Origin of the sequence: Devosia sp. (assembly GCF_030689745.1) — a bacterium.
Taxonomy (GTDB): Bacteria; Pseudomonadota; Alphaproteobacteria; order Rhizobiales; family Devosiaceae; genus Devosia; species Devosia alba.
This window is the reverse complement of record NZ_JAUYGL010000180.1, coordinates 1-13,172: the sequence shown is the minus strand read 5'-3', so window position 1 is coordinate 13,172 and position 13,172 is coordinate 1. Positions and strand designations below refer to the sequence as shown.

General features: G+C 62.2%; 11 protein-coding genes. 8 read left to right on the top strand and 3 right to left on the bottom strand.

Annotated features, from left to right (window positions below; translation table 11 throughout):
• The first annotated feature begins 26 nt into the window (after positions 1–26).
• The 7 genes from trpE to lexA all read left to right on the top strand — a co-directional run bounded on the left by trpE (position 27) and on the right by lexA (position 6,567).
• A complete protein-coding gene (gene trpE, locus Q8O80_RS15740) occupies positions 27–1,541 on the top strand; it encodes an anthranilate synthase component I (protein ID WP_371136224.1) in 1,515 nt (504 codons plus the stop codon).
• Between the two features lie 101 nt (positions 1,542–1,642).
• Complete coding sequence (locus Q8O80_RS15735) at positions 1,643–2,242, top strand: aminodeoxychorismate/anthranilate synthase component II (protein WP_305580924.1); 600 nt, start codon at positions 1,643–1,645, stop codon at positions 2,240–2,242.
• Complete coding sequence (trpD, locus tag Q8O80_RS15730) at positions 2,239–3,258, top strand: anthranilate phosphoribosyltransferase (protein ID WP_371136223.1); 1,020 nt, start codon at positions 2,239–2,241, stop codon at positions 3,256–3,258. The genes Q8O80_RS15735 and trpD overlap by 4 nt, the downstream gene beginning before the upstream one ends.
• Positions 3,258–4,070: an indole-3-glycerol phosphate synthase TrpC gene (gene trpC, locus Q8O80_RS15725; protein ID WP_305580922.1), complete on the top strand. Its 813-nt coding sequence runs from the start codon at positions 3,258–3,260 to the stop codon at positions 4,068–4,070. The genes trpD and trpC overlap by 1 nt, the downstream gene beginning before the upstream one ends.
• On the top strand, positions 4,070–4,546 hold the full coding sequence (gene moaC, locus Q8O80_RS15720) for a cyclic pyranopterin monophosphate synthase MoaC (protein ID WP_305580920.1): 477 nt from the start codon (positions 4,070–4,072) through the stop codon (positions 4,544–4,546). The genes trpC and moaC overlap by 1 nt, the downstream gene beginning before the upstream one ends.
• Positions 4,543–5,745, top strand: a complete 1,203-nt coding sequence (gene glp, locus Q8O80_RS15715; protein ID WP_305580918.1) for a gephyrin-like molybdotransferase Glp — start codon at positions 4,543–4,545, stop codon at positions 5,743–5,745. Before moaC ends, glp begins: the two co-directional genes overlap by 4 nt.
• Before the next feature lie 108 nt (positions 5,746–5,853).
• Positions 5,854–6,567, top strand: a complete 714-nt coding sequence (gene lexA / locus Q8O80_RS15710) for a transcriptional repressor LexA (protein ID WP_305580916.1) — start codon at positions 5,854–5,856, stop codon at positions 6,565–6,567.
• A gap of 63 nt (positions 6,568–6,630) precedes the next feature.
• On the opposite strand, the gene Q8O80_RS15705 is transcribed toward lexA, so the two are convergent.
• The 3 genes from Q8O80_RS15705 to Q8O80_RS15695 all read right to left on the bottom strand — a co-directional run bounded on the left by Q8O80_RS15705 (position 6,631) and on the right by Q8O80_RS15695 (position 8,106).
• Positions 6,631–7,128, bottom strand: a complete 498-nt coding sequence (locus Q8O80_RS15705; protein WP_305580914.1) for a GyrI-like domain-containing protein — start codon at positions 7,126–7,128, stop codon at positions 6,631–6,633.
• A gap of 137 nt (positions 7,129–7,265) precedes the next feature.
• A complete protein-coding gene (locus Q8O80_RS15700) occupies positions 7,266–7,697 on the bottom strand; it encodes a DUF2155 domain-containing protein (RefSeq protein WP_371136222.1) in 432 nt (143 codons plus the stop codon).
• A 10-nt stretch (positions 7,698–7,707) separates the two neighbouring features.
• On the bottom strand, positions 7,708–8,106 hold the full coding sequence (locus tag Q8O80_RS15695) for an NADH:ubiquinone oxidoreductase subunit NDUFA12 (RefSeq protein WP_305580912.1): 399 nt from the start codon (positions 8,104–8,106) through the stop codon (positions 7,708–7,710).
• Positions 8,107–8,859: 753 nt separating this feature from the next.
• On the opposite strand from Q8O80_RS15695, the gene Q8O80_RS15690 reads away from it, so the two are divergent.
• Complete coding sequence (locus Q8O80_RS15690) at positions 8,860–12,573, top strand: vitamin B12-dependent ribonucleotide reductase (protein ID WP_305580910.1); 3,714 nt, start codon at positions 8,860–8,862, stop codon at positions 12,571–12,573.
• Positions 12,574–13,172 lie beyond the last annotated feature (599 nt).

Here is a 13,172-nt window from a genome sequence, read left to right as displayed (position 1 = left end):
CAGGCCGGCCAACTCGAGACTGGACGATGACGATGGCCGACGACGATTTTCAGCGCTTCTCTGAGCAGTACAATGCCGGGAAATCGCAGATCGTCTGGCGGCGCATCGTGGCCGATCTGGAAACCCCGATCGGCACCTATCTCAAGCTGGCCGCTGGCCGCAAGAACACTTTCCTGCTGGAATCGGTGCAGGACGCTGCGGTGCGCGGACGCTATTCGATCATCGGCACGCAGCCTGATGTGATTCTGAAAGTCGAGGGCGGGGCCGCCGCGATCAATCGCACGGCCCAGATCGATGACACCAGCTTCGTGCCGGTTTCCGCCCTGCCGCTTGATGCGCTGCGCGAACTGGTGGCAGACAGCAGGATTGAGATGCCCGACGGGCTGCCGCCGCAATCGGCGGGGGTCTATGGTTATCTCGGCTATGACATGGTGCGCTACATGGAAGTGCTGCCCAGCAGCAATCCGGACCATTTGCAGACCCCCGAAGCGGTGTTGATGCGGCCGTCGCTGCTAGCGATTTTCGACACCCTCAAGGATGAGCTGTACCTGACCGCGCCGGTCTATGTACGCGACGGCGTATCAGCGCGGCAGGCCCATGAGGCCGCGCAGGGCCGCATCGATGACGCCATAACCCGGCTGGGCCGCGCCATGCCGGCAACCCCTGCCCTGCCTGACCTCGAAAGCATCGAGGTGAGCAGCAATACCAGCCCGGACGCCTATTTCGCCATGGTGGCCAAGGCCAAGCAGTACATCACCGCCGGTGACATCTTCCAGGTGGTACTGAGCCAGCGCTTCTCGGCGGACTTCAATCTGCCGCCCACGGCGCTCTATCGGGCGCTGCGCCGCACCAATCCCAGTCCCTATATGTATTTCCTCGATTTCGGCGGCTTTGCCGTGGCCGGGTCGAGCCCGGAAATCCTGGTGCGGGTGCAGGATGGCGAAGTGACCATCCGGCCGATTGCTGGCACGCGCAAGCGCGGCGCAACGCCGACCAGGGACGCGGAATTGGCCGCCGAACTGATGAGCGATCCCAAGGAACTGGCCGAGCATCTAATGCTGCTCGATCTGGGCCGCAACGATGTCGGTCGCGTCGCCAAAATCGGCACCGTTAAGGTCACCGACAAGTTCTTCCTCGAATACTATTCGCACGTCATGCACATCGTCTCCAATGTGGTGGGTGTGCTTGATCCGAAATATGACTTTGTCGACGCGCTGTCGGCCGGGTTTCCGGCCGGAACAGTGTCCGGCGCCCCCAAGGTGCGGGCGATGGAGATCATCGATGAACTGGAAAGCTCGCGGCGCGGGATCTATGGCGGCTGCGTCGGCTATTTCGGCGCCGATGGCACCATGGATACCTGCATCGTGCTGCGCACCGCAATCCTCAAGGACGGCAAGCTCTATGTTCAGGCGGGGGCCGGTATCGTCGCCGACAGCCAGCCCGAACTCGAACAGATGGAATGCGAAAACAAGGCGCGTGCCCTTTTCAGCGCCGCCGAGGAAGCGCTACGCTATGCTGGCGAGGCGAGGATCGGGCAATGAGGGCACAGGCTTTGGCAATGCAGCGATGGCGGGGCGGCTTCTGAACGCGGCGCCCGCAAGGGCCGCTCAATGTTTGAACTGCCTGCCAGGAACCACACAACATGACCCGCACGCTCGTCATCGATAATTACGACAGTTTTACCTACAATCTCGTCCATTTCCTGGGCGAGCTGGGCGCCGACATCACCGTCGTCCGCAACGACAAGATCACCCTCGATGAAATCGCCGCCATGGCGCCGGAGGCCATTGTGCTGTCGCCCGGCCCCTGCACCCCCAATGAAGCGGGAATCTGTCTGGCGCTGATCGACCGTTTCAAGGGGGAAATCCCAATTCTAGGGGTGTGCCTGGGCCATCAGGCGATCGGCCAGGCCATGGGGGGCGAGGTGATCCGGGCACCCCATCTGGTGCATGGCAATACCTCAAAGATCAATCACACCGGCAAGGGTCTGTTCCGTGGTCTCAATGCCGGATTCGAGGCGACGCGCTATCACTCGCTGACGGTGCGGCCCGAGACCCTGCCCGCTACCCTTGAAGTCACCGCCACCACCGATGACGGGTTGATCATGGGCATGCAGCACACCAGCCTGCCGGTCCACGGCGTGCAATTTCACCCCGAGAGCATCGCCTCCGAGAATGGGCACGCCCTGCTGCAGAATTTCCTGAACATTGCCCGCGATTTCAACCAGAAGAGGGCCGCGTGATGGATATCAAGCAGGCACTGCACAGAATTGGCGAAGGCAAGGATCTGACCGGCGAAGAAATGCGCGGCGCCATGCGCATCATCATGGCCGGCGAGGCGACGCCCAGCCAGATTGGCGCCTTCCTCATGGGCATGCGGATCAAGGGCGAAACGGTCGGCGAGATTGCCGCCGCCGTCTCCATTCTGCGCGAACAGATGGTGCCGGTGGAGGCACCTGCCGAAGCGGTGGATATTGTCGGCACCGGGGGCGATGGCGGCGGCACGCTCAATATTTCCACGGCCAGCGCCATTGTCGTGGCGGCGGCCGGTGTGCCGGTAGCCAAGCATGGCAACCGGGCGCTGTCGTCCAAGTCGGGGGCATCGCAGGTGCTCGAGGCGCTCGGCGTCAATCTGGAGCTGACCCCGGCCGATATTTCCCGCTGCATTCGGGAGGCCGGCATCGGCTTCATGTTTGCGCCCAGCCATCACCCCGCCATGCGCCATGTCGGTCCGTCGCGGGCCGAAATGGGCGTGCGCACCATGTTCAACCTGCTCGGACCACAGGCCAATCCGGCCGGGGTGCGGCGCTATATGCTGGGGGTCTATGCCCAGGAATGGGTGGAGCCGGTGGCCGCCGCGCTGCTCGCCAACCGGGCCATCAAGGCCTGGGTGGTGCATGGCAGCGACGGGCTCGACGAGATCACCGTCACCGGGCCCAGCTTTGTCGCCCAGATTGCCAATGGCGATCTGCGCAGCTTTGAAGTGACACCTGAAGAGGCCGGGCTAAAACGGCACGCGGCCGAGGATTTGCTGGGTGCCGATCCTGAATACAATGCCCAGGCCATGCATGCGCTGTTCGATGGTGCACCGGGCGCCTATCGCGATATCGTGCTGCTCAATGCCGGCGCGGCGCTGATCGTGGCCGACAAGGTGGCCGATCTGCGCGTAGGGGCCGAAGCCGCCGCCAGCCTGATCGACAGCGGCAAGGCCAAAGACACTCTCGCCCGCCTGGTGGCGGTATCGAATGGACGCGACTGATGACCGATATTCTCAAGCAGATCGAAGCCTATAAGCGCGACGAGATCGCTGCTGCCAAGGCGCTGCGGCCCTGGGCCGAAGTGGTGGCGCAAGCCCATGACCAGCCTCCCACGCGCGGCTTCATCAAGGCCCTCAAGGCCAAGCGGGCCAATGATCAGTATGCGCTGATTGCTGAGGTGAAGAAGGCCAGCCCGTCCAAGGGCTTGATCCGGGCCGATTTCAATCCGGCTGCGATTGCCCGCGCCTATGAAGCGGGCGGCGCCGCGTGCCTGTCCGTGCTGACCGACCAGCCCAGCTTTCAGGGTTCTCCGCAGTTTCTGATCGAGGCGCGGGCGGCGGTGAACCTGCCCGTCCTGCGCAAGGACTTCCTGTTCGAGACTTATCAGGTCGCCGAAGCGCGGGCCTGGGGCGCCGACTGTATTCTGATCATCATGGCCGCCGTCAATGACGAGGTGGCGCGCTATCTGCTGGACGCCGCCGCAGAGTGGCAGATGGACGCGCTGGTGGAAGTGCACGATCAGCTTGAGCTGGATCGGGCAGTGGCGCTGGGTGCCAGGTTCATCGGCATCAATAACCGCAATCTGCGCACGTTTGAGACCACGCTGGAGACTTCCGTCAATCTTGCGGGTGGCGTGCCGCAGGGCACCTTGCTGGTCAGCGAGAGCGGCATTGTCGACCACGAGCACCTGCTCAAGCTCGACCGGGAGGCCGGCATCGGTACATTCCTCGTGGGCGAGAGCCTGATGCGGCAGGATGACGTGGCTGCGGCCACCCGGGCGCTGCTGCTGGGGTCAGTGCAGGCGGCCCGCTGATGGCGCAGGGACTGACCCACCTCAATGCCAGGGGCGAGGCCCATATCGTCGATATTGCCGACAAGGCGGTGACGCGTCGCCGGGCCGTGGCGCAGGCGCGCCTTGTGGGCCAGCGTGAAACCATCGCCACCATCATGGCGGGTGGACTCAATAAGGGCGATGCCTTGGCGGTGGCGCGTATTGCCGGCATCATGGCCGCCAAAAAGACCGCCGATCTGATCCCGCTCTGCCATCCCATTGCCCTGACCAAGGTCAGCGTGGAGATTGCCGAGCATGGCGAAGATGCCATTGTGATCATTGCGACCGCGGAAACCACCGGGCAGACCGGGGTGGAAATGGAAGCCCTGGTGGCCGCCTCGACCGCCGCGCTGACGCTCTACGACATGGCCAAGGCGATCGACCGGGGCATGCTGATCACCGACATATGCCTGATGGAAAAGTCCGGCGGCAAATCCGGGGCGTTTGTGCGGTCATGAGCCTGCTCCCGGTTGAGAACGCCATCGCTGCCATATTGCGCCGGGTGCCTGCGCCAGTGGGCGAAAGCCTGCCACTCGGCGAGGCGGCAGGCCGGGTCCTGCTTGCCCCCGTGCTGGCCCGGCACGATCAACCGCCCTTCAATGCCAGCGCCATGGATGGCTACGCCGTGCGCGCCGAAGATATTGCGCCGGGCCACAGTCTGGCGATCATCGGCATGGCGCAAGCCGGGGCCGGGTTTGCCGGATCCCTCAGGGCCGGCGAGGCGGTGCGGATATTCACCGGCGCTCCTGTGCCCGATGGCGCCGATGCGGTGATCATGCAGGAAGATGCCACGCTCGACGGCGACCGCGTTGCGTTTTCGAGCCAGCCCCAGCCGGGCCGCAATGTGCGGGCCAGGGGCAATGACTTTGCCGTTGGCCAGACCCTGATCGCCGTAGGTGTCCGCTTGACGCCGATGCAGCTGGCCGTCGCTGCTGCTGCCAATGCCTCCGCCCTGAGCGTGTCCAAGCGCCCGCGCATCGCCCTGCTGGCAACCGGCGACGAGCTGGAACTGCCAGGCGCGGTCCTTGGGCCCGATCAGATCATCGCGTCAAACAGCTTTGGCCTCGCGCCCCTGTTGGCCCCCTATGCCCAAACCGTCACCGACCATGGTATTGCGCGCGACCAGCGGGACCAGTTGCGCGCCAGGCTGGTGGCGATCCTCGCCGATGAGCCCGATGTACTGATCACTACCGGCGGCGCCAGTGTCGGTGATCATGACTTCGTGCAGGAAATCCTGCTCGAACTCGGGGTCACCCTGGATTTCTGGAAGATCAATATGCGGCCGGGCAAGCCACTGATGTTCGGCACCGTTGGCAAGACCCTGGTGTTCGGGCTGCCGGGCAATCCGGTTTCCGCCATGGTCACCGCCATTGTCTTCATCAAGCCGGCCCTGCGCGCCTGGCTGGGCCTGGCGCCGCAGATTCACTGGCACCTGCCATTGGCGGCGCCGACCCCACCCAATACGGCACGCCGCCATTTCATGCGGGCGCAGTTGCTGCAGACCCCGACCGGCCCCCAGGCCCTGCCGATCAGCCAGACCGATAGCGGCCACACCTCGTCCATGGCCAGGGCGGACCTGCTGATCGTGCAACCCGAACACGACCCGGGCCGGCCCGCCGGCGCGATCGTCGAGACCATAGTCGTCGACGCATTCTGACGCCGTCGAGTCTGGGCCCCGCACAAAATTGCTCGGGATATTGCAGAACATAACTGGAACACTTATAGTCGTTCTGTCTATGTTCCGATTCTCACCCCGAGGGGCCCCATGCTGACGCGCAAACAACACGAGCTGTTGATGTTCATCCACGAGCGGATGAAGGAAAGCGGCATCCCGCCATCGTTCGATGAGATGAAGGATGCACTCGATCTGGCGTCCAAGTCTGGCATTCACCGGCTGATTACCGCGCTTGAGGAGCGCGGGTTCATTCGTCGCCTGCCCAATCGGGCGCGGGCACTCGAAGTGATCAAACTCCCCGATTCGATGAACCCGTCACTGGGTGGCCGCAAGGCGCGCTTCGAGCCGTCGGTGATCGAGGGCAATCTGGGCAAGGTCGCCAGCCCGCCCTCGCGGATGGCCGCTGATGATGACGGCGTGCGCTCGATTTCCATCCCGGTCATGGGCCGCATTGCAGCCGGTACACCGATCGAGGCAATTCAGTCTCATTCCCACACCATCATGGTGCCGCCCGAAATGCTGGGCAGTGGCGAGCATTTTGCGCTCGAAGTGCGCGGCGATTCGATGATCGATGCCGGCATTTTTGATGGCGACACCGTGCTGATCCGCAAGCAGGACGCCGCCAGCACCGGGGAAATCATCGTGGCTCTGGTGGACGATGAAGAGGCCACCCTCAAGCGCCTGCGCCGCAAGGGTAATACCATTGCGCTCGAAGCGGCCAACCCGGCCTATGAGACCCGCATTTTCCCGCCCGACCGCGTCAAGGTTCAGGGCCGGCTGGTCGGATTGCTGCGCAAGTACTGATTGCCTGCCCGCCGTGATGAGCGGCGCGATGCATGGCCCCGCCGCCCCGCCCCTTTATGCCGGTCAGCCGGTTGTCTTGAATGACAGCCGGGTGAGCCATTTGGCGGGGTGGGGTTCCTCGCGGGGATCAGTCTCGTAGATTTCCAACCGGCAGGCGAAGTGATCGCCGTCTGCGGCGGCGTGCATGTCCCAGGCAATGTTGTTGTCTTGCGCCCAGCCAATGAATTGCGCGGTGGCGTCCAGCAAGCCGTCATAGTGGCCTGTATGGCTGGCGCTGAGATATTGCCCCGCTGGCAGGGTGCCGAACTGGACCGGATGGTCCCCGGCAATAGCGCGTTCGACCATTACGCCGGCTTCGACATCGAGTGTCCTGGCCATGTCGATCCGACGGTAATTGTAGAATGGCGCCCCGATGGGGGTAAGGCGGTGGCTGGCGAGCCAGGCGAACAACGCCGGAAAGCCCGCGTCGGCCGGCTTTTGCATCTCTGCCATGGTGACGGTGAAGGGGATATAGGCATAGGCTTGGGCGGTACGGTCTTCAAGCACGGGACTGGTCAGCACAATATGTCTCCTCGGGCGCGGCCCCCTGGGGGCATGGCAGCACGCCGGCGCAGCAGAACCAGCGGCGAACGGGTACTGCACGCTAGACGATTGAACTTTGGACAGTTCGACAGCGTTGTGCGTTTTTCGGAAGAGAATCAGTCGCGCGCGTCGGGCGCCGGCACATCGGTGCTGGTGTCGCACTCGATCAGCCACACATCATAGACCGCATGGTCGATGGCGTTGAGCGCCGGGCTGTCGGCAAACATCCAGCCGGTGAAGATGCGCTTGGAGGTGCCGGTCAGGCTGCGCTGGTCGACCTCAAGAAAGGCCGAGGTGCGCTGGGTTTCGGTGGCCGGGCGGTTATAGCAGGCGCGCGGCGTGATCTCGAGCGCACCAAACAGCACGGTCTCGTCGATATAGACATCAAAGCGGGTAATGCGGCCAGTAATCTTGTCGAGGCCGGAAAAGGTGGCAACCGGGTTGGCGGTGGGTTGGGCCCATGCCGGGCCCGTAATGCCCAACACGCCCAGCGCCGCGATTGGCGCCAGGACGGTCAACAGATGGGGCAAGGCAGTGCGGTGGCGCAAGGCGCCGGCCTTACTCAGGCGACCAGGCGTCGTAGTCACCGGTGACGCGGGGGCGTTCGCCCTTGTTGAGCAGGCTGCCATCGGGCCGATAGGCTGCCGCGGTACCGGTCAGGTTTTTCTGATGCGGCAATTCCCAGTCGCGGGCCGCGTAATTGGCCTTGGTGGGGACAATATCGGTGCGGTGATGCATCCAGCCATGCCAGCCCTGGCCAATGGTGGAAGCGTCGGCCGGACCGGCATAGGTCACATAGCGTCGGTCGGCCTTGCGATCCTGGTAGTATTGATTGCCGAATTCGTCGCTGCCGACATAGTCGCCGAAGCGCCAGATCCACAGACGGGTGCCCCAGGTCTGACCGCCCCACCAGGAGAAGATTTCGCTCAGGAACTGCTTGATACCGGATTTAGCCAATTGTCGATTCCGCCGTCGAGTGGTGCGAGTGCGCCGGGTGTATCATGGTGCAGTGTTGCAGCCTAGTGTTTGGCGGGTGTTTCGTTGCGACAATTGGGCATTGTGCGTCGCAATCGGGGCGGCCCGGCTGCCCGGCGCGCACGCCCTGCCCTTGCTACTGCATCTGGTAGGCCATGGGGGGCACACCACCACCGGCTCTGGTAGAGGGCATGCAGCGATTTTTGCGCAATCTTTCTGTGCTTGACAGCGTTGTGGTCGATTGATTCGAGACAATCCAGACATGGTTACCGACATTTTAACGCGCCGGCAGCAAAGGCGTTTAGCCTTGGTATTTCGGCGCTTTAGCGGCGATCTTTCGGCTCACTTATCGCGACTTCATGTGACGGAATCGGGTGCCTGAATAGCGGCTGCCAAGTGCCGGTTTTGCTTGAAGTTTGTCCCCGTAATCCACATATTGAGCCTACTAGTGGTTGTCTCGCAGCTACCCTCAACCACTAGACCTTGTGATTTGTGACGTTGACGCGTCGTCTGAATCGGCAGATGTTTTGAGCAGGCCGACAGCACACCATGTCGTTGGCTCAAGTCCCCTGGTCAAGCACTGGCATCAGACCAGAGCGATACGGGGGCACAGGCAAGTTTTTCGGGCCCGGCCACGGGCTCGGTTGGTGACGCGTCAAAACAGATTTGGGTAAGAAGCCGGGTTTTCGGCTCGCGGGACTTTGTGTGCCCGTTACATTGGGGACTAAGACGACCATGCGCATTGAACGCCGCTTCACGACAGCCAATCAGGACCGTTATGCCGGTCTCGAATTCCGTTCGGCCACCAGTGAGATTCGCAATCCGGATGGCTCGGTCGTCTTCAAGCTCGAAGATATCGCCGTTCCGTCGACCTGGAGCCAGGTGGCAGCCGATATCATCGCCCAGAAATATTTCCGCAAGGCCGGCGTCGCCAAGGTGCTCAAGAAGGTCGAGGAAAATTCGGTGCCGTCCTGGCTGTGGCGCTCGGTCCCCGACCACGCTGCGCTCGCCAAGCTACCCGAAAATGAACGCTATGGTTCGGAAATGGACAGCCGTCAGGTGTTTGATCGCCTGGCCGGCACCTGGACCTATTGGGGCTGGAAGGGCGGCTATTTTGACTCTGAGGAAGATGCGCAGGCATTTTTCGACGAGCTCGCCTATATGCTGGCCAGCCAGCGCGTGGCGCCCAACAGCCCACAATGGTTCAATACCGGCCTGTTCTGGGCCTATGGCATTGATGGCCCCGGCCAGGGTCATTTCTATGTCGACCCGTTCACCCACAAGCTCGTCAGCTCCAAGAGCTCCTACGAGCATCCCCAGCCCCATGCCTGCTTCATCCAGTCGGTCAGCGATGACCTGGTCAATGAAAACGGCATCATGGACCTGTGGGTGCGTGAAGCCCGCCTGTTCAAATATGGGTCGGGCACCGGCACCAATTTTTCGGCGCTGCGCGGTTCGGGCGAGAAGCTCTCGGGCGGCGGTAAGTCAAGTGGGTTGATGAGCTTCCTCAAGATCGGCGACCGCGCTGCCGGCGCCATCAAGTCGGGCGGCACCACCCGTCGCGCTGCCAAGATGGTGGTGCTCGATATCGATCACCCCGATGTGGAAGAATATATCAACTGGAAGGTCAAGGAGGAGCAGAAGGTTGCCGCTCTGGTGACCGGCTCCAAGGTGGTTTCCAAGCACCTCAAGGCCATCATGAAGGCTGCCGTCAACTGCGAAGGCAGCGGTGACGATTGCTTTGACGTGGCGATGAACCCGGCGCTCAAGCGCGAAGTGCGTGCCGCCAAGAAGGCACTGGTGCCCGAAAACTACATCTTCCGCGTCATCCAGTTCGCCAAGCAGGGCTATAAGGAGATCGAATTTCCGGTCTATGACACCGATTGGGACAGCGAAGCCTATCTCACCGTGTCCGGCCAGAATTCCAACAATTCGGTGCGCGTCACCGATGATTTCCTGCGCGCCGTGGAAGGCGATGGCGACTGGGATCTGAAGGCCCGCCAGACCGGCGTTGTCACCAAGACGCTGAAGGCCCGCGATCTGTGGGAACAGGTGGGCTATGCCGCCTGGGCCTCGGCCGATCCCGGCATCCAGTATCACACCACCATCAATGAGTGGCACACCAGCCCCGAAGCCGGTCCGATCAATGCATCGAACCCCTGCTCGGAATACATGTTCCTCGACGACACCGCCTGTAATCTTGCCTCGGTGAACCTGCTGCCCTATCGCAATGCCGATGGCTCGTTCAACACCGCTGCCTATGAGCACACCGTGCGCCTGTGGACCGTGGTGCTGGAAATCTCGGTGATGATGGCCCAGTTCCCCTCCAAGGCGATTGCCGAGCGCTCTTTCGAATACCGCACGCTGGGCATCGGCTACGCCAATATTGGCGGCTTCCTGATGACCTCGGGCATTCCCTATGACAGCAAGGAAGGCCGCGCCATTGCCGGCGCCGTAACCGCCATCATGACCGGCGTTTCCTACGCCACCTCGGCCGAAATGGCCAAGGAGCTCGGCCCGTTCAAGGACTACAAGCGCAATGCCAAGCACATGCTGCGTGTCATCCGCAATCACCGCAACGCGGCGCACGGCCATGCCGAGGGCTATGAGAACCTCTCGATCACCCCGGTGCCGCTCGACCATGCGTCGCTGATCGACGCCGAGCTGAGCGAACGTGCCAAGCTGGCCTGGGACAATGCCCTGGCGCTGGGCGAGAAGCACGGCTTCCGCAACGCCCAGGTGTCGGTTATCGCCCCCACCGGCACCATCGGTCTGGTGATGGATTGCGACACCACCGGCATCGAGCCCGATTTTGCCCTGGTCAAGTTCAAGAAGCTGGCCGGCGGCGGCTACTTCAAGATCATCAACCGCGCCGTGCCCCCGGCCCTGCGCACCCTGGGCTATTCGGAATCCGACATTGCGGAAATGGAGGCCTATGCGGTCGGCCACGGCAATCTCAACCAGGCGCCGGGCGTCAATCCGTCGACGCTCAAGACCAAGGGCTTTACCGACGAAAAGATCGCCGCGCTGAATGCCGCGACCGCCTCGGCCTTTGACATCAAGTTCATCTTCAACCAGTGGACCCTGGGCGCCGATTTCCTCAAGACACTGGGCGTCACCGATGAGCAGCTCAACGATTTCAGCTTCGAGCTGCTGCCTTTCCTGGGCTTTTCCAGAAAGGACATCGAGGCGGCCAATATCCACGTCTGTGGCGCCATGACGCTGGAAGGCGCCCCGCACCTCAAGCCCGAGCATCTGCCGGTGTTTGATTGCGCTGCCCCCTGCGGCAAGATCGGCAAGCGCTCGCTGTCGATTGAAAGCCACATCCTGATGATGGCGGCGGCGCAGCCCTTCATTTCGGGCGCCATCTCCAAGACCATCAACATGCCCAATGACGCCACGGTGGAAGACGCCAAGCAGGCCTATATGCTGAGCTGGCGCCTGGCGCTCAAGGCCAATGCGCTCTATCGCGACGGCTCCAAGCTGAGCCAGCCGCTGAACTCATCGGTCCTGGCGGCGGCTGACGAGGATGAAGACGAGGATAACCTCGAGGAACTGGCTGCCATGCCGGCAGCGGCCCGCGTGCCCCATGTCGCCGAAAGGATCGTCGAGCGCATCGTCGAGACGGTCGTTCGTGACCGCGAAAAGATGCCCGACCGCCGCAAGGGCTATACCCAGAAGGCCGTGGTGGGCGGCCACAAGGTCTATCTCCACACCGGCGAATATGCCGATGGGCGCCTGGGCGAAATCTTCATCGACATGCACAAGGAAGGCGCTGCCTTCCGCGCCATGATGAATAATTTCGCGATTTCCATCTCGATCGGCCTGCAATATGGCGTGCCGCTCGACGAGTTCGTGGAAGCGTTCACCTTCACCCGCTTTGAGCCCGCCGGCATGGTGATGGGCAATGACCGGATCAAGAACGCCACCTCGATCCTGGACTATGTGTTCCGCGAGCTGGCCGTCAGCTATCTCGACCGCGACGACCTGGCCCACGTCAATCCCGAAAGCCCGACCTCGCTGGGCAAGGGTGCCGACGAGGCCAAGGGTGGCCGGACCGCGCCAGCGCCCGCTGCCCCCATGCCCGCCGACCGCTTTGTGTCGCGCGGCATGACCCGCGGCCGCGTCACCAATAAGAGCCTGATGATCGTCTCGGGCGATCAGTACATCAATCCGGTGCAAGCGATGCAGACCTCAACCGTGACGGCCCTGAACGCCGCCACTGCCCTCAAGCACGACAACCAACTGGCCCCGGCAGCCTTCCCGGCCGCCGAACTGCGCCCGATCCCCAGCCCACCCCCGAGCAAGGATTCCGGCTTGCTGCGCGCCGAAGCCCAGATGAAGGGCTACACCGGCGACCAGTGCACCGAGTGCCATAACTTCACCATGGTGCGGAACGGCACGTGTTTGAAGTGTGATACGTGCGGGACGACGACTGGATGTAGTTGAGCGATCTGAGCGTGCGGAGTGTGATCGCCCTACAAGGATGGCCAAAAGTCCGACTTATGCGCACTCAATGTCGTCATCAGTTGGCCTCAACTTTTGATTGCAAACAAAAGCCCCAGGAAACCGGGGCTTTTCAATCGGACTAGTTTTTTATCGACCGGCATTGGCACATGTTCAGAATGCTAATCCTGGGACACCACCACTCGCTAAATCCGTAGTGGAGTGACCGCTCGCTGTTGTGACGCACCCCATAGAATTTCCACTATTTAAGGGAGCGTTTCCATTCACGAACGGATAGCTTTTCCATCAACTCACAAAGGCCCGGGAAACCGGGCCTTTTCCTTTTCCAGGGGAAGCTGACCGTACTGACGAGTTGGAAGGGGCAGTCACTAGTTTGGGGGAGCGGTCGACGAAACGAGGTGTGACGCACCCCATAGACTTTCCACTATTGAAGGGAGCGTTGCCATTCACGAACGGATAGCTTTTCCCTCAACTCACAAAGGCCCGGGAACCCGGGCCTTTTCCTTTTCCAGGGAAAGCTGACCGTACAGACGAATTGGAGGGGGCAGTCACTAGTTTGGGGGAGCGGTCGACGAAACGAG

Excerpts from the sequence above, each read along its gene's own strand:
- moaC (WP_305580920.1), top strand. The coding sequence starts at position 4,070 with ATGGCGCAGGGACTGACCCACCTCAATGCCAGGGGCGAGGCCCATATC.
- Q8O80_RS15735 (WP_305580924.1), top strand. The coding sequence starts at position 1,643 with ATGACCCGCACGCTCGTCATCGATAATTACGACAGTTTTACCTACAAT.
- lexA (WP_305580916.1), top strand. The coding sequence starts at position 5,854 with ATGCTGACGCGCAAACAACACGAGCTGTTGATGTTCATCCACGAGCGG.
- trpC (WP_305580922.1), top strand. The coding sequence starts at position 3,258 with ATGACCGATATTCTCAAGCAGATCGAAGCCTATAAGCGCGACGAGATC.
- Q8O80_RS15690 (WP_305580910.1), top strand. The coding sequence starts at position 8,860 with ATGCGCATTGAACGCCGCTTCACGACAGCCAATCAGGACCGTTATGCC.
- glp (WP_305580918.1), top strand. The coding sequence starts at position 4,543 with ATGAGCCTGCTCCCGGTTGAGAACGCCATCGCTGCCATATTGCGCCGG.
- trpE (WP_371136224.1), top strand. The coding sequence starts at position 27 with ATGACGATGGCCGACGACGATTTTCAGCGCTTCTCTGAGCAGTACAAT.